Source organism: Acidovorax sp. GW821-FHT09A11, from assembly GCF_059418365.1.
This window is the reverse complement of sequence record NZ_JBWKPS010000005.1, coordinates 337,867-353,669: the sequence shown is the minus strand read 5'-3', so window position 1 is coordinate 353,669 and position 15,803 is coordinate 337,867. Positions and strand designations below refer to the sequence as shown.

Sequence of the window (15,803 nt, the reverse complement as noted above, 5' to 3'; positions counted from 1 at the left end):
GCCCCTTACAGGAGTTTTTGTTGAAAAAGATCGCCACTGCAATTTTGATAGCTGCCAGCGCAACACTGGCAAGCGCTGATGGCCTGAAAAGCCTTGAATCCTTCATGAAGGGCACGCAGACCGGCCGGGCGGACTTCAGCCAGACGGTGACCTCGCCGCCCAAGGACGGGCAAACCGCGCGCACCAAGATTTCCAGCGGCAGCTTCGAGTTCCAGCGCCCCGGGCGCTTCAAGTTCGTCTACAAGAAACCTTTCGAGCAGACCATCGTGGCCGACGGCCAGACCCTGTGGCTTTACGACGTGGACCTGAACCAGGTTACCCAGCGCGCACAGGCGCAGGCCCTGGGCACCACCCCGGCGGCGCTGCTGGCCTCGGCGCCCGATCTGTCGGCGCTGAAGGCCGAATTCACGCTGGAGTCCGCGCCGGACCAGGATGGCCTGCAGTGGGTGCTCGCCAGCCCCAAGGCCAAGGACGGCCAGCTCAGGAGCGTGCGCGTGGGCTTTGCCGGCGAGCAGCTCGCGGCGCTGGACATCCTGGACAGTTTCGGCCAGCGCTCGCTGATCCGTTTTACCGGCATGCAGGCCAATGCCGCGCTGCCCGCCGGCACGTTCCAGTTCAAGCCCCCGGCCGGGGCGGACGTGGTCAAGCAGTAACGTTCTGCGGCGGCCGGTTGCCGGTGCCTGGATTGCCGACCTGCTATTGAATAGATAGCTATTGGCGCTTTCTGGCAGGACGCCAGCGGCCGCAAGGGACCGCAAGGGTGGCGCTGGCTGCCCGGGCGCGGCTCACCCCAGCAGCAGCAAGGCAAGGCCGATGGCGGCCGGCACGGACTGGATGAACAGGATCTTGCGGCTGGCCGTGGCCGCCCCATACAGGCCGGCGATCAGCACGCACAGCAGGAAGAACACCTTCACGCCCAGACCGGCGTCTCCCAGCGTCAGCCCCCAGAACAGGCCTGCCGCCAGGAATCCGTTGTAGAGCCCCTGGTTCGCCGCCAGCACCTTGGTCGCGGCGGCCTGCTCGCGGGACTGGCCAAAGGCGCGCCGTCCGGCGGGCTTTTCCCAGAGGAACATCTCCAGCACCAGGATGTACACGTGCAGGAGGCCGATCAGACCGACGACGATATTGGCGGCAAGGGACATGAAAACTCCATGAGCTGGTGGCAGGCAGGGGCCGCGGGTGCGGTGCGAGGGCACCACGGTAATCCATTTCAGGCCGCGGGTGTTGCCCGGCACAATCACCTGGGCGCGCCAGGTGGTGGGCGTGCCTCCCCTTGCGCGCGCGGCGAACAAAGAAAGAGTGCTGCCGGCGGCCTGGTTCCCGACAGTGCCCTTGCCGGAGCGCGGCGGCCGGTTGTGTTGGAATGGCGGCATGAAGACCGTTTTCCGCCTGCGCACCCGGGCCGCGCAGCCAGCCGATCCTTGCGTGCCTGGCGCCCTGTCGCGCCAACTGCCCTCTCTGCATGCCCTCGCCACCGGGCCGCGCGCCCCGGCCGCCCGTTGTGGCGCCCGCGCCGCGGGGGGCTGAGATGGCCGCCCGCAACGCCCCCCCTGAAACCTCGCAGGCGCTCCACCGCCCCCTGGCCGAGCGCCTGCGGCCCCGCACGCTGGGCGAGGTGATCGGCCAGCAGCATGTGCTGGGCCCGGGCATGCCGCTGCGGCTCGCGTTCGAGTCGGGCCGCCCGCACAGCTGCATCCTCTGGGGGCCGCCCGGCGTGGGCAAGACCACCATCGCGCGCCTGATGGCCGATGCGTTCGATGCGCAGTTCATCAGCATCAGCGCCGTGCTGGGCGGGGTCAAGGACATCCGCGAGGCCGTGGAACGCGCCGAGGCAGCGCGCGACGGGCTGATGCAGCAGCGCACCATCGTCTTCGTCGACGAGGTGCACCGCTTCAACAAGAGCCAGCAGGATGCCTTCCTGCCGCATGTGGAGAGCGGGCTGTTCACCTTCATCGGCGCGACCACCGAAAACCCCTCGTTCGAGGTGAACTCCGCGCTGCTGTCGCGCGCCGCCGTCTATGTGCTGCAGCCGCTGTCCGAGCAGGATTTGAAGCAGATTGTGGCCCTGGCCCAGGCGGAACAGGCGCTTCCAGCTATTGAAGATGTAGCAATCGAGCGCCTGGTGGCCTACGCCGACGGCGATGCCCGCCGCCTGCTCAATACGCTCGAAACCCTGGCGATGGCGGCGGCCCAGGAGAAGCTGCCCGAGATCACCGATGCCTGGCTGCTCAAGGTGCTGGGCGAGCGCATGCGCCGCTACGACAAGGGCGGCGAGCAGTTCTACGACACCATCAGCGCGCTGCACAAGTCGGTGCGGGGCTCCGACCCCGACGCCGCGCTGTACTGGCTGGTGCGCATGCTCGACGGTGGTGCCGATCCGCGCTACATGGCCCGCCGCCTGGTGCGCATGGCCAGCGAGGACATCGGCCTGGCCGACCCGCGCGCGCTGCGCCTGGCGCTGGATGCGACCGAGGTGTACGAGCGCCTGGGCAGCCCCGAGGGCGAACTGGCCCTGGCCGAATGCGTGGTGTACCTGGCCGTCGCGCCCAAGTCGAACGCGGTCTACAAGGCCTACAACGCGGCCCGCGCCTGGGTGAAGAAGGACGGGACCCGCCCCGTGCCCATGCACCTGCGCAATGCACCAACCCAGCTCATGAAGCAGCTGGACTACGGCAAGGGCTACCGCTACGCGCACGACGAGGAGGGCGGCTTCGCGGCGGGCGAGAACTACCTGCCCGAAGGCATGCCGGAGCCCGGTTTCTACGCGCCGGTGGAGCGCGGGCTCGAAATCAAGATCGCACAGAAGTTGCGTGAACTGCGGGACCGCAATGTGTCGGCCGATTCCGGGGACGGGCAGGGCGGCACCTGATCGGCCGGCAGGGGCGGGGGCGCGCCCCCTTCATGCCGATTTGGCATGAATTGGGTAATAAGTTCGCACATCAATTTTCCTGCTTGCATCATGTGCGCTTATGAATTGCGTTGCCCGCTGATGTGGCCCCAACCCGAGGGAAAACCCCGCCCGGCTTGGCGGGGGCCGCTTGTGACTACTCGCTACAATCCCGTCCACAAACCCGCACAGCTGCACTTCTGGCGGGTTTTTTGCTAGATGGCAGTCGGGCCCACAAGGCTGTACCGATTCCGGTGCCAAAGCGGTGGGTACGTTACAAACGAAGGACTTCTCTTATGGACATTTTGCTGCAACAGATCATCAACGGTCTGGTACTCGGCAGCATGTACGCCTTGATAGCCTTGGGCTACACCATGGTGTACGGCATTATTCAGCTGATCAATTTCGCCCACGGCGAGGTGCTGATGATCGGGGCTCTGACCAGTTGGAGCTGCATAGGAATGATGCAGGCCGCGATGCCGGGCGCGCCTGGCTGGCTGATCCTGCTGCTGGCGACCCTCATTGCCTGCGTGGTCGCCGCGACGCTCAATTTCGTGATCGAGAAGGTGGCCTACCGGCCCCTGCGCAACAGTCCGCGCCTGGCACCCCTGATCACCGCCATCGGCATGTCGATCCTGCTGCAGACGCTGGCGATGATCATCTGGAAGCCCAACTACAAGCCCTATCCCACGATGCTGCCCAGCACGCCGTTCCAGGTCGGCGGCGCCTTCATCACCCCCACGCAGATACTGATCCTGGGCGTGACGGCCGTGGCCCTCGCTTCCCTCGTGTACCTGGTGAACCACACCAACCTGGGCCGCGCCATGCGCGCCACGGCCGAGAACCCCCGCGTGGCCTCGCTCATGGGCGTCAAGCCCGACATGGTGATCTCCGCCACCTTCATCATCGGCGCCATCCTGGCGGCCGTGGCCGGCATCATGTATGCCTCCAACTACGGCACGGCGCAGCACACCATGGGCTTCCTGCCCGGGCTCAAGGCCTTCACGGCAGCCGTGTTCGGCGGCATCGGCAACCTGGCCGGCGCGGTGGTCGGCGGCATCCTGCTGGGCCTCATCGAAGCCATCGGCTCGGGCTACATCGGCACGCTCACGGGCGGCCTGCTGGGCAGCCACTACACCGACATCTTTGCGTTCATCGTGCTCATCATCATCCTGACGCTGCGCCCCTCGGGCCTGCTGGGTGAGCGTGTGGCGGATCGCGCCTGAGGAGCCTAGGACCATGAAGAACACCAAAACCAACTGGATCATCGGCGCCGTCGCGCTGCTGGTGCTGCCGCTGATCCTGCAATCCTTCGGCAACGCCTGGGTGCGCATCGCCGACCTGGCCCTGCTGTATGTGCTGCTGGCCCTGGGCCTGAACATCGTGGTGGGCTACGCCGGCCTGCTGGACCTGGGCTACGTGGCGTTCTACGCCGTGGGCGCCTACCTGTTTGCCTTGATGGCTTCGCCGCACCTCGCGGACAACTTTGCGGCCTTTGCCGCCATGTTCCCCACCGGCCTGCACACCTCGCTGTGGCTGGTCATACCGTTGGCGGCATTGCTCGCGGCGTTCTTCGGGGCGCTGTTGGGAGCCCCCACGCTCAAGCTGCGGGGTGACTACCTGGCCATCGTCACGCTGGGCTTCGGCGAAATCATCCGGATCTTCCTGAACAACCTGGACCACCCCGTCAACCTGACCAACGGCCCCAAGGGCCTGGGCCAGATCGACTCGGTCAAGGTCTTTGGCCTGGACCTGGGCAAGCGGCTGGAGCTGTTCGGCTACGACATCAACTCGGTCACGCTGTATTACTACCTGTTCCTGATCCTGGTGGTGATCTCCATCGTGATCTGCTACCGCCTGCAGGATTCGCGCATCGGCCGCGCCTGGATGGCCATCCGCGAGGACGAGATCGCCGCCAAGGCCATGGGCATCAACACCCGCAACATGAAGCTGCTGGCCTTCGGCATGGGCGCTTCGTTCGGCGGCGTGTCGGGTGCGATGTTCGGTGCGTTCCAGGGCTTCGTGTCGCCCGAGTCGTTCAGCCTGATGGAGTCGGTCATGATCGTCGCCATGGTGGTGCTGGGCGGCATCGGCCACATCCCTGGCGTGATCCTGGGGGCCGTGCTGCTGTCGGCCCTGCCCGAGGTGCTGCGCTACGTCGCCGGTCCGCTGCAGGCCATGACGGACGGCCGCCTGGACTCCGCCATCCTGCGCCAGCTGCTGATCGCGCTGGCCATGATCGTCATCATGCTGATTCGCCCCCGCGGCCTGTGGCCCTCGCCTGAGCACGGCAAGAGCCTGACGCAGAAGACCTGAAGCAGAACACCACCGAAAGTTAGCAATGACAGAGAAATCCAATGAAGTGGTGCTGAAGGTCGCCGGCATTTCCAAGCGCTTTGGCGGCCTGCAGGCCCTGTCCGACGTCGGGATCACCATCCAGCGCGGCCAGGTCTATGGCCTGATCGGCCCCAACGGAGCGGGCAAGACCACGTTCTTCAATGTGATCACGGGCCTGTACACCCCCGACAGCGGCACGTTCGAGCTGGCCGGCAAGGCCTACGAGCCCACCGCCGTGCATGAAGTGGCCAAGGCAGGCATCGCCCGCACCTTCCAGAACATTCGCCTGTTCGCCGAGATGACGGCGCTGGAGAACGTGATGGTCGGCCGCCACATCCGGACCAAGTCCGGGTTGCTCGGCGCCGTGCTGCGCACCAAGGGCTTCAAGGAAGAAGAAGCCGCCATCGCCAAGCGCGCGCAGGAGCTGCTTGACTACGTGGGCATCGGCAAGTTCGCCGACTACAAGGCGCGCACCCTGAGCTACGGTGACCAGCGCCGCCTGGAAATCGCCCGCGCCCTGGCCACCGACCCGCAGCTGATCGCCCTGGACGAGCCCGCCGCCGGCATGAACGCCACCGAGAAGGTGCTGCTGCGCGAGCTGATCGACCGCATCCGCAACGACAACCGCACCATCCTGCTCATCGAGCACGACGTGAAGCTGGTGATGGGCCTGTGCGACCGCGTGACGGTGCTTGACTACGGCAAGCAGATCGCCGAAGGCAACCCCGCCGAAGTGCAGAAGAACGAAAAAGTGATTGAGGCCTATCTGGGCACCGGAGGACATTGAGAATGGCCGAAAAATCCAACAAGGTACTGCTGCAGGTCAAGGGCCTGAAAGTGGCCTACGGCGGTATCCAGGCCGTCAAGGGCGTGGACTTCGAAGTGCGCGAAGGCGAGCTGGTCTCGCTGATCGGCTCCAACGGCGCCGGCAAGACCACCACCATGAAGGCCATCACCGGCACCCTGGGCATGAACGATGGCGACATCCTGTACCTGGGTGAAAGCATCAAGGGCAAGGGCGCCTGGGACCTGGTGAAGAAGGGTCTGGTGATGGTGCCCGAAGGCCGTGGCGTGTTCGCGCGCATGACCATCACCGAGAACCTGCAGATGGGCGCCTACACGCGCAGGGACAAGGCGGGCATCCTGGCCGACATCGAGAAGATGTTCACCATCTTCCCGCGCCTGCGCGAGCGCAAGGACCAGCTGGCCGGCACCATGTCGGGCGGCGAGCAGCAGATGCTGGCCATGGGCCGCGCGCTCATGAGCCAGCCCAAGGTGCTGCTGCTGGACGAGCCCTCCATGGGCCTGTCGCCCATCATGGTGGACAAGATCTTCGAGGTGGTGCGCGACGTGTACGCCCTGGGCGTGACCATCCTGCTGGTGGAGCAGAACGCGAGCCGCGCGCTGGCCATTGCCGACCGCGGCTACGTGATGGAGTCGGGCCTCATCACGATGACGGGCCCCGGCCAGGAACTGCTGAGCGACCCCAAAGTGCGGGCGGCCTACCTGGGCGAATAACCCGCCTGCCGCGCATTGGGCGCCGTGGGCGCCACCGGAAAAAAGGCACTGCCCAGCCGCAGTGCCTTTTTTCATGGCGGCACGAACCGCCTGCGGCAGGAAGGCATCTGTGCTTGATATGCTATCTATTTCGTAGCAAAAAGGGGTGATGCGTCAGGCGCCATGGGCTTGTTTTGTCCATAATCTGGCCCCTTGCCGTCTTTCTGCCGTCCACGCTGCACCGCCATGAACGCCCTGCAATCCCTGCCGATCTCGCTCCAGACCGTCCTGCTCCTGATCGCCAGCAATGTCTTCATGACCTTTGCCTGGTACGGGCACCTCAAGAACCTGGCCACGTCGCCCTGGTACACCGCCGCGCTGGTGAGCTGGGGCATCGCCCTGTTCGAGTACCTGCTGCAGGTGCCGGCCAACCGCATCGGCTTCACGCAGTTCAATGTGGGCCAGCTCAAGATCATGCAGGAGGTGATCACGCTGGCCGTGTTCGTGCCGTTCGCGGTGTTCTACATGGGCCAGCCGCTGAAGTGGGACTACCTGTGGGCGGGCCTGTGCCTGGTGGGTGCGGTGTACTTCATCTTCCGAAGCGCCTGAGCCCGCCCGCGCCCCGGCGGGGCGGACGGTTAAACTCCCCGGGTCACGGAACAGTCATGTTTCTGTCATGACGCCGTCCCTCTTTTCAGAAATCCGATCCCCCTCCAGGAGCCCCCATGCTGTTTGCCAAGCTGTTGCCACGCGAAGGCAATTTTTTTGAAATGTTCAACCAGCATGCGGACCGCATCGTGGAAGCGGCCCGCGCTTTTTCGCAACTGGTGGCCAATTACAACGACCCGCACCTGCGCGACAAGTACAACCAGGACGTGGACAACGCCGAGCGTGCCGCCGACCGCGTGACGCACGAGGTGAACAAGGCCATCCACAAGACCTTCATCACCCCCATCGACCGTGAGCAGATCCACACGCTCATCAACACCATGGACGATGTGGCCGACCTGATCCAGGATTCCGCCGAAACGATGGCGCTCTACGACGTGCGCCACATGACCGAGGAGATCACGCGCCTCACGGACCTGAGCCTCAAGTGCTGCGAACGCCTGCGCGACGCCGTCAAGCTGCTCGACAAGATCGCCGACCCGGCCGTGGCCGAGGCCGCGCTCAAGACCTGCGAGGAGATCGACAAGCTCGAGTCCGACGCCGACCGCGTGATGCGCAGCGCCATGAGCAAGCTCTTTCGCGAGGAGCCCGATGTGCGCGAGGTGATCAAGCTCAAGGCGATCTACGAGCTGCTCGAGACGATCACCGACAAGTGCGAGGACGTGGCCAACTGCATCGAGGGCATCGTCCTCGAGAACTCCTGATCCCCGCGGGCTGACCAGCATGGAAACCGTACAAACGGCCCTCTGGGTTGTGGTCCTGCTCGTGGCGCTGGCGATCCTGTTCGACTTCATGAACGGGTTCCACGACGCCGCCAACTCCATTGCCACGGTGGTCTCCACCGGCGTGCTCAAGCCCGCGCAGGCGGTGCTGTTCGCGGCATTCTTCAACTTCGTGGCGATCTTCGTCTTTCACCTGAGCGTGGCCGCCACGGTGGGCAAGGGCATCGTGCAGCCCGGCGTGGTGGATACGCACGTGGTGTTTGGCGCCCTGGTGGGCGCCATCACCTGGAACGTGATCACCTGGTACTACGGCATTCCCAGCAGTTCCTCGCATGCGCTCATCGGCGGCATCGTGGGCGCGGTGATCGCCAAGGCGGGCGCCAGTGCGCTGATCTCCGCCGGCATCCTCAAGACCGTGGCGTTCATCTTCGTCTCGCCGCTGCTGGGCTTCACCCTGGGCTCGATCATGATGGTGGCGGTGGCCTGGATCTTCCGGCGAACGCGGCCGAGCAAGGTGGACAAATGGTTCCGCCGGCTGCAGCTGGTGTCTGCGGGCGCTTACAGCCTGGGCCACGGCGGCAACGATGCGCAAAAGACCATCGGCATCATCTGGCTGCTGCTGATTGCGACGGGGTATTCTTCGGCGTCCGACGCATCACCACCGACCTGGGCCATCGTGAGCTGCTATGTGGCCATCGGCCTGGGCACCATGTTCGGCGGCTGGCGCATCGTCAAGACCATGGGCCAGAAGATCACCAAGCTCAAGCCCGTGGGCGGCTTCTGCGCGGAGACGGGTGGGGCGATGACGCTGTTTCTTGCGACCACGCTGGGCATCCCGGTCTCGACCACGCACACCATCACGGGTGCGATTGTCGGCGTGGGCTCCACCCAGCGCGCCAGCGCTGTGCGCTGGGGTGTGGCGGGCAACATCGTCTGGGCCTGGATACTGACCATCCCGGCCAGCGCGTTCGTCGCGGCCGTGGCGTACTGGATCAGCCTGCAGATGTTCTGAGCCTGGAATCCTTGATTTGCTATTAGATATGTAGCTAACAAGGCAATTCAGATAAGCGCTAACGCCCCAATTGAATGCAAATTCAATGGGGCGTTTGTCCTGGTGCCAGCGGGGTCACTGCGAGATCTTGCGGGCTTCCTCGATCTGGTACTCGAAATACCGTTGAAAGCTGAACGCGAGGCTGGCCATCAGCACGGCGGTGCCCACCATCAGCGAGACCACGATGGCGCCGATGGTGATCCATTGCGTCCTGCCGGCCGGGGCGTCGGGTGCGGCGGCTGGGTTGTAGCGCGCGTTCCACGCCTCGGGTGTTTTCAGCGCGAACAGGATGGCCTGCAATGCGCAGCCGGCGATCGTGAAGCCCAGCAGGGGAATCAGCATCCAGCTGTAGTGGTCGTCCTGGCCGAGCTGCTGCACGCGCTGGATGCCGTAGATGCCCAGCGCCGTGGGAATCGGCAGCAGCCAGCCGAGCAGGTCGCCCAGGCCGTGAAGATAAAAGCGGTGCAGGCCCAGGGGGCCGCCGAGGAAGGCCAGCCAGGCGGCCAGGGTCTTGTTCTTCATCGCCGGGCCGTCCCGGGAAAAAATGCGGCTGCCTCGGGGGCCGTGGTCACACGAAGCGGGAGAGCGTGGGGGGTATGTTCCATGCCCCGATTATTCAGGCGAACTGGTATCGCCCGCGCCCAGGGTCTTTTCCATGAGCACGATGTCGCGCCAGGCGCCGAATTTCCAGCCCACCGAGCGCATGACGCCCACGTCGGTGAACCCCAGCGACCGGTGCACGCCGATCGAGCCCAGGTTGGCCGAATCGCCAATCACCGCCAGCAACTTGCGCACCCCGGCCGCCTCGGCCTGGACGGCCAGCTCGGCAAGCAGCTTGCGGCCCACGCCCATGCCGCGGGCGTCGTCGGCCACGTAGATCGAGTCCTCGGCCGAAAAGCGGTAGGCCGGGCGTGGCTTGAACCAGTTGGCGTAGGCAAAGCCCGTCACCCGCCCATCTTTTTCGGCCACGATGTACGGCAGATTGCGCGCCAGCACGTCGGCCCGGCGGCCCGCCATGTCGGTTTCGGTGGGCGGATCGATCTCGAAAGTGCCTGTTCCGGTCAGGACGTGGTGGGCATAAATGGCGGTGATGGCCGCGATATCTTCGTCGCGGCTGGGGCGGATGGTAGGCATTTGCGGGGAAGTGGATATAATCGTGGGCTTTGCAGCGTGTCGCTGGCCGGGTGGCCATGTCGCGTGTCTCAAGCGTTGCGAATATGGTTGCGAACACTGTGGCTCAAGGCAAATGTTGCCGGAGTTCACCACCCGAAGGATAAATCATGGTCGTCATTCGACTCTCCCGCGGCGGCTCCAAGGGCCGTCCTTTCTTCAATATCGTCGTTGCTGACAAGCGCGTGCGCCGTGACGGCCGCTTCATCGAGCGCATCGGCTTCTACAACCCCACCGCCAAGGAATCCGAAGAAGGCCTGCGCATCGTGCAAGACCGTCTGACGTACTGGAAGAGCGTGGGCGCCCAGTCCTCGCCTACCGTGGACCGCCTGATCAAGCAAGCCGCCAAGAAGGCTGCTTAAAGCTCCCTGAAAAGGGCGGGTTCCGTCGGCTTGCCGCGCGGAACCCGCCCTTTTCCTATTCTGGAATCACCACCATGGCCGCCACCCTGACCCTCGAACCTGCCGAGCTGCCCCCCGATGCCATCGAAGTGGGCCGCATCGCCGACGCCTGGGGGGTCAAGGGCTGGTTCAAGGTGCTGCCCCACAGCAGCAGCCCCGAGGCACTGTTTTCCTCCAAGCGCTGGTACCTGCAGCCGTCCGAGCGCGGGGCCAGGACGTTCACCGGGACCGTGCTGCTGCCCATCCGGCAGGCCAAGGACCATTCCGACACCGTGGTGGCCTGGGCGCAGGGCATTGACGACCGCAATGCCGCGGAGGCCTTGCGCGGCGCGCGCATCTTCGTGCCGCGATCGAGCTTTCCGTCCACCACGGACGACGAGTACTACTGGGTCGACCTGATCGGCCTTGCGGTCCTCAACCGCGAAGGCGTGGCGCTCGGCGAGGTGCGGGAGCTCATGTCCACCGGTCCGCAGACGGTGCTGGTGCTGGCCTACGAGCAGGACGGCAAGGCGCTGGAGCGCATGATTCCCTTTGTCTCGGCCTTCGTCGACAAGGTGGACCTGCCGGAAAAGCGCATCACGGTGGACTGGCAGCCTGATTACTGATCGGCCTTGACGGACCGCGCCGCGCACCATGCGCTTTGACCTCATCACCCTGTTTCCCGAGCTGTTCGCGCCCTTCCTGGCCAGCGGCGTGACCCGGCGCGCCTACGCCAGCGGCCAGGTCGATGTGCGCCTGTGGAACCCGCGGGACCATGCCGACGGCAACTACCGTCGTGTGGACGACCGCCCCTTTGGCGGCGGCCCGGGCATGGTGATGATGGCGGAGCCCCTCGCGCGGTGCCTCTCGGCCATCCGGGCCGAGCGCGGCGAGCTCCAGGGCAGCCAGGCGCCGCTGGTCCTTTTTTCGCCCATTGGCGAGTCGCTCAACCATGCGGCCGTGGAGCGCTGGTCGGCCAGCGCGGGGGCCATCCTGCTGTGCGGGCGCTATGAGGGCATCGACCAGCGATTCATCGACGCCCATGTCGATGTGCAGATGAGCCTGGGCGACTTCGTGCTGTCAGGGGGCGAAATCGCAGCCATGGCCTTGCTGGACGCCGTGGCGCGCCTGCAGCCCGGCGTGCTCAATGACGAGGGTAGCCACCAGCTCGACAGCTTCAATCCGGCGCTCGATGGCCTGCTGGACTGCCCTCACTACACGCGCCCCGAGGAATGGGCAGGGCAGCAGGTGCCGGCCGCGCTGATGTCCGGCCACCACGCGCACATCGAGCGCTGGCGGCGCGACCAGCGCCTGGCCATCACGGCCCGGCACCGGCCCGACCTCATCGACGCTGCGCGAAAGGCGGGGCGGCTGGCGCCCGCTGACGAGGCGGTATTGGCCAAGCTCGCCTGAATTGCTATAATCAAAGGCTTTTCGATCCTCTGGCCGGCCGTTTTGACAGGGAGTTCTCCCGCGAAACACTGAGACGTCAATCCCGACGCAGCCATTTTTGGCGCGGACAAGATCGCTAGGAAACTCACATGAACCTGATCCAGACCCTGGAAGCGGAAGAAATCGCCCGCTTGAACAAGACCATCCCCGAATTCGCCCCTGGTGACACCGTCATCGTGAGCGTGAACGTGGTGGAAGGTACCCGCAAGCGCGTGCAGGCCTACGAAGGCGTGGTGATCGCCAAGCGCAATCGCGGCCTGAACAGCGGCTTCACAGTGCGCAAGATCTCCAGCGGCGAAGGCGTGGAACGTACGTTCCAGACCTACAGCCCGCTGATCGCCAGCATCGAAGTCAAGCGCCGTGGCGACGTGCGCCGTGCCAAGCTGTACTACCTGCGTGACCGCAGCGGCAAGTCGGCACGTATCAAGGAAAAGCTGCCTTCGCGCGTCAAGGTTGCTGCCACCGCCGCATAAGGCGCGGGCTCGTCCTGACAAGGCCGCTACAGCATCTGCCTGTAGCGGCTTTTTGTTTTCTGGTCCGTTGAACCCCCTTTCGTGAACCCATCTTCCATCCCTGCCGTTTCGTCGGTCATTGCGCCGCTGTCGAGCCTGCCCGACTTCGACCCCCGCCTCGTGCCGGTGGTGGGGGTGGATGCGCACCTGCCCGCGGTGCCGGCGGCCGCGCAGACGCCGCAGGCGCTGCGCGCGCGCTTCGCGCACCCGCCCCGCTGGGAGCCCGAGGTGCTGCTGGAGAAGAAGTTCATGAACCGCGAGCCGGCCCACGCGTCGGTCCTGCTCGCCATCGTGCTGCGTGAAGAGCCCATGGTGCTGCTGACCGAGCGCACGGCCCATCTGTCCACACATTCGGGGCAGGTGGCCTTTCCAGGAGGGCGGGCAGACGCTGGCGATGCCTCCCCCGCCGACACGGCCTTGCGCGAAGCGCAGGAAGAGGTGGGGCTCGGCCGCGAGTTCGTGGAAGTGCTCGGAACCCTGCCGACCTATGTCACGGGGTCGTCCTTCATCATCACCCCCGTGGTGGCGCTGGTGCGGCCCGACTGTGTCCTGCAGCCCAATCCCTACGAGGTGGCGGACCTCTTCGAGGTGCCGCTGGATTTCCTGCTGAACCCCGCCAACCACCGGCGCCATGTGTTCGACCGCGATGGCGTGCACCGCGAGTGGTTCTCGATGCCCTACCAGGATGGTGGCAAGAACCACTACATCTGGGGTGCCACGGCGGGCATGCTGCGCAACTTCTACCGCTTCATGATGGCCGAGTGAGGCCTCCCCGGCCGGGGGCTGTCCCCGGCGCGGCGGGGCGGACCTTGCGCGGGAGGGCTGGCCTGGGCCGCGCCAGTTCCGCGGGCTGCGGGTGTGTCGCGCTGTTCATGGTGGATGTATCGCTGAGGTTCGGCGCAAACACGCGCTCCTGCGGCTTGGCGCCAGTATCATTGCCCCCCATGAGTTTCTTCGCCATCCTGTTCGCTCTGCTGATCGAGCAGGCCCGCCCGCTGGCACGCAGCAATCCCATCCATGCAGGTCTGCGTGCGTGGGCCTTGTCCGTCAGCCGCAATTTCGATGCGGGCAAGCCGCACCATGGCTGGGTGGCCTGGGGCCTCGCAGTCGTCGTGCCCGCGCTCCTCACGCTGGCCATCCACTGGCTGTTGCTGTGGGGCCTGGGCTGGCCCTTCGCGGTGCTCTGGAGCGTGGCGGTGCTCTACATCACCCTGGGCTTTCGGCAGTTCAGCCACCATTTCACCGGCATCCGCGATGCGCTGGAAGAGGGCGATGAAGATGGCGCCCGGGAGCGCCTGGCCCACTGGCAGCAGGTGGACGTGGGTGCGCTTCCACGCAGCGAGATCGTGCGCCACGTGATCGAGTACTCGGTGCTGGCGGCCCACCGGCATGTGTTCGGGGTGCTGGCCTGGTTCTCGGTGCTGGCCGCGCTGGGCCTGGGGCCCACGGGTGCCGTGCTGTACCGGCTGGCCGAATTCGTATCGCGCTACTGGCACTACAAGCAGCGCACGGGCGCCCAGCCCGCCAGTGCCTCGCTGCAGCAGGCTTCTGCCCAGGCGTGGACGGCCATCGACTGGCTTCCGGCCCGGCTCACCGCGCTGAGCTTTGCCGTGGTGGGCAGCTTTGAGGAAGCCATCGAGGGCTGGCGATTCCATGCGCAGCGTTTTCCCAATGACAACGACGGCGTGGTGCTGGCGGCGACCGCGGGCGCGATCAATGTGCGCCTGGGGGGCGAGGCGCTGAAGGCGCGCACCGAGCTGCATGCGCCGCAGGGCCTGGAGATCGACGCCGACATGGGCGACAGCGATTCCACGCCGGGCCGGGAGCCCGAGGTGGGCCACCTGCGCAGCGTGGTGGGGCTGGTGTGGCGCTCGGTGGTGGTGTGGATGCTGCTGCTGGCGCTGCTCACGCTGGCGCGTTTGCTGGGGTAGCTGGAAATCCCCCTAGTAGCCTTCGGCGCCTTCCCCCGGAGGGGGCGCACCCGATGGCCATGCAAAGCCAGTTCCACGGGTGCGCTGGCGTGGTACATGCCATGCGGAGGGCGGTTCGCGTCGATGCCCTCGTATCTCCGGCTCCGACCCGGCCGTCGGCGCTGCGCATACATCGATACTGATCAGCACTGATCAGCACTGATCAGCACTGATCAGCACTGATCAACACCGGTCAATACCGCGTATGGCTCAGCTCTTCGAATAAGTCGCTATATATTTTGTAGCGTGTAGGGCTGATCCCGCCTGCGGAAGGGCCCAGTTTCACTGCGTCCAGCACGCCGCAGCCCGGCTCATGCAGGTGGGTGCAGTTGTAGAACTTGCAGTGGGTCGCGTGTTGGGCGATGTCGGGCATGCAGGCGGCCAGCTGCATCGGGGCGATGTGGTGCAGCCCGAATTCCTGGAAACCCGGCGAATCGATGAGGGCCGTGGTGCGGGCCTTGTCCATCCAGTACCAGTGGGTGCTGGTGGTGGTGTGCTTGCCTGAGTTGAGGGCCTGCGAAATTTCGCCGGTCAGCACCGAGGCGCCCGGCACCAGCAGGTTGATGAGGGTGCTCTTGCCCGAGCCCGAGGGCCCCAGCACCAGCGTGGTCTTGCCCTGCAGGTGCTCCATCAGCAGCGCGCGGTCCACATCGCTCGATAGCGCCAGGGACAGCGGCAGCACGCCGTAGTGCTTGCCAGAGCCCATGTGGCGGTAGGGGAGCAGGCGCTCCCAGGCCCGGGCGAAGGGTTCCACCAGGTCGCTCTTGTTGAGCGCGATGAGGGGCGTGATGCCTTCGGCCTCGGCGGCGATCAGCGCGCGGGAGAGCTGGCTTTCCGAGAACACGGGTTCCGCCGCGATGAGGATCAGCACCTGGTCGAGGTTGGCCGCAAACGATTTGGTGCGGATCTCGTCCTGGCGGTAAAAGAGGTTGCGCCGCTCCTGGACCTTTTCGATGGTGCCCTCTTCGCCCTGGCCAGGCGGGGGTGCCTGCCACAGCACATGGTCACCCACCACGGCCTGGCTCTTCTTTCCGCGTGGATGGCAGATGCGGCGTTCGCCGTCGGGCGTCTCCACCATGCAGTGGCGCCCATGGCTGGCCACCACGGTGCCTTCCATGAGCGCGCTGCGTTCAGCCATGGGATGTTGTGTTGGTGG

At 65.6% G+C, this 15,803-nt stretch carries 19 protein-coding genes; 15 read left to right on the top strand and 4 right to left on the bottom strand.

Annotated elements, in window-relative coordinates:
• Positions 1-20 precede the first annotated feature (20 nt).
• The gene (gene lolA / locus AC07PV_RS16045) at positions 21-653 is read left to right on the top strand and encodes an outer membrane lipoprotein periplasmic chaperone LolA (RefSeq protein ID WP_369643084.1); all 633 of its coding nucleotides are present in this window, start codon (positions 21-23) and stop codon (positions 651-653) included.
• A 132-nt stretch (positions 654-785) separates the two neighbouring features.
• On the opposite strand, the gene AC07PV_RS16040 is transcribed toward lolA, so the two are convergent.
• Positions 786-1,142, bottom strand: a complete 357-nt coding sequence (locus tag AC07PV_RS16040) for a DUF1304 domain-containing protein (RefSeq protein WP_218340020.1) — start codon at positions 1,140-1,142, stop codon at positions 786-788.
• 386 nt (positions 1,143-1,528) lie between these two features.
• Here AC07PV_RS16040 and AC07PV_RS16035 point away from each other — a divergent pair, with 386 nt between their 5' ends.
• The 8 genes from AC07PV_RS16035 (at position 1,529) to AC07PV_RS16000 (ending at position 9,124) form a co-directional block, all read left to right on the top strand.
• The gene (locus tag AC07PV_RS16035) at positions 1,529-2,869 is read left to right on the top strand and encodes a replication-associated recombination protein A (protein WP_218340021.1); all 1,341 of its coding nucleotides are present in this window, start codon (positions 1,529-1,531) and stop codon (positions 2,867-2,869) included.
• 314 nt (positions 2,870-3,183) lie between these two features.
• Positions 3,184-4,113, top strand: a complete 930-nt coding sequence (locus tag AC07PV_RS16030) for a branched-chain amino acid ABC transporter permease (RefSeq protein WP_218295724.1) — start codon at positions 3,184-3,186, stop codon at positions 4,111-4,113.
• Positions 4,114-4,126: 13 nt separating this feature from the next.
• The gene (locus AC07PV_RS16025; RefSeq protein ID WP_218295723.1) at positions 4,127-5,203 is read left to right on the top strand and encodes an ABC transporter permease subunit; all 1,077 of its coding nucleotides are present in this window, start codon (positions 4,127-4,129) and stop codon (positions 5,201-5,203) included.
• 25 nt (positions 5,204-5,228) lie between these two features.
• Complete coding sequence (locus AC07PV_RS16020) at positions 5,229-6,011, top strand: ABC transporter ATP-binding protein (protein WP_218295722.1); 783 nt, start codon at positions 5,229-5,231, stop codon at positions 6,009-6,011.
• Between the two features lie 2 nt (positions 6,012-6,013).
• On the top strand, positions 6,014-6,742 hold the full coding sequence (locus AC07PV_RS16015; RefSeq protein WP_218295721.1) for an ABC transporter ATP-binding protein: 729 nt from the start codon (positions 6,014-6,016) through the stop codon (positions 6,740-6,742).
• A gap of 225 nt (positions 6,743-6,967) precedes the next feature.
• The gene (locus AC07PV_RS16010; protein ID WP_218340022.1) at positions 6,968-7,330 is read left to right on the top strand and encodes a DMT family protein; all 363 of its coding nucleotides are present in this window, start codon (positions 6,968-6,970) and stop codon (positions 7,328-7,330) included.
• Positions 7,331-7,446: 116 nt separating this feature from the next.
• Complete coding sequence (locus tag AC07PV_RS16005) at positions 7,447-8,094, top strand: DUF47 domain-containing protein (RefSeq protein ID WP_010463500.1); 648 nt, start codon at positions 7,447-7,449, stop codon at positions 8,092-8,094.
• Between the two features lie 19 nt (positions 8,095-8,113).
• Positions 8,114-9,124, top strand: coding sequence for an inorganic phosphate transporter (locus AC07PV_RS16000; RefSeq protein ID WP_218295719.1), 1,011 nt, complete (start codon positions 8,114-8,116; stop codon positions 9,122-9,124).
• Between the two features lie 114 nt (positions 9,125-9,238).
• Here the strand turns inward: AC07PV_RS16000 and AC07PV_RS15995 are convergent, their stop codons facing one another.
• Together AC07PV_RS15995 and AC07PV_RS15990 are read right to left on the bottom strand one after the other, a co-directional pair.
• A complete protein-coding gene (locus AC07PV_RS15995; RefSeq protein WP_218295718.1) occupies positions 9,239-9,685 on the bottom strand; it encodes a TM2 domain-containing protein in 447 nt (148 codons plus the stop codon).
• Between the two features lie 90 nt (positions 9,686-9,775).
• The gene (locus AC07PV_RS15990) at positions 9,776-10,297 is read right to left on the bottom strand and encodes a GNAT family N-acetyltransferase (protein WP_369643082.1); all 522 of its coding nucleotides are present in this window, start codon (positions 10,295-10,297) and stop codon (positions 9,776-9,778) included.
• A gap of 146 nt (positions 10,298-10,443) precedes the next feature.
• On the opposite strand from AC07PV_RS15990, the gene rpsP reads away from it, so the two are divergent.
• The 6 genes from rpsP to AC07PV_RS15960 all read left to right on the top strand — a co-directional run bounded on the left by rpsP (position 10,444) and on the right by AC07PV_RS15960 (position 14,608).
• Complete coding sequence (gene rpsP / locus AC07PV_RS15985; protein ID WP_008904984.1) at positions 10,444-10,695, top strand: 30S ribosomal protein S16; 252 nt, start codon at positions 10,444-10,446, stop codon at positions 10,693-10,695.
• A gap of 74 nt (positions 10,696-10,769) precedes the next feature.
• On the top strand, positions 10,770-11,339 hold the full coding sequence (gene rimM, locus AC07PV_RS15980; protein ID WP_218295716.1) for a ribosome maturation factor RimM: 570 nt from the start codon (positions 10,770-10,772) through the stop codon (positions 11,337-11,339).
• 28 nt (positions 11,340-11,367) lie between these two features.
• Positions 11,368-12,126: a tRNA (guanosine(37)-N1)-methyltransferase TrmD gene (trmD, locus tag AC07PV_RS15975; RefSeq protein ID WP_218340024.1), complete on the top strand. Its 759-nt coding sequence runs from the start codon at positions 11,368-11,370 to the stop codon at positions 12,124-12,126.
• A 128-nt stretch (positions 12,127-12,254) separates the two neighbouring features.
• On the top strand, positions 12,255-12,638 hold the full coding sequence (gene rplS, locus AC07PV_RS15970) for a 50S ribosomal protein L19 (RefSeq protein WP_218295714.1): 384 nt from the start codon (positions 12,255-12,257) through the stop codon (positions 12,636-12,638).
• Positions 12,639-12,719: 81 nt separating this feature from the next.
• Entirely contained in the window at positions 12,720-13,442 is a 723-nt protein-coding gene (locus AC07PV_RS15965) for a CoA pyrophosphatase (RefSeq protein WP_218295713.1), read from the top strand.
• Between the two features lie 179 nt (positions 13,443-13,621).
• A complete protein-coding gene (locus AC07PV_RS15960) occupies positions 13,622-14,608 on the top strand; it encodes a CobD/CbiB family protein (protein WP_218295712.1) in 987 nt (328 codons plus the stop codon).
• Between the two features lie 232 nt (positions 14,609-14,840).
• Here the strand turns inward: AC07PV_RS15960 and rsgA are convergent, their stop codons facing one another.
• Complete coding sequence (gene rsgA, locus AC07PV_RS15955; RefSeq protein ID WP_218295711.1) at positions 14,841-15,785, bottom strand: ribosome small subunit-dependent GTPase A; 945 nt, start codon at positions 15,783-15,785, stop codon at positions 14,841-14,843.
• Positions 15,786-15,803: the final 18 nt, after the last annotated feature.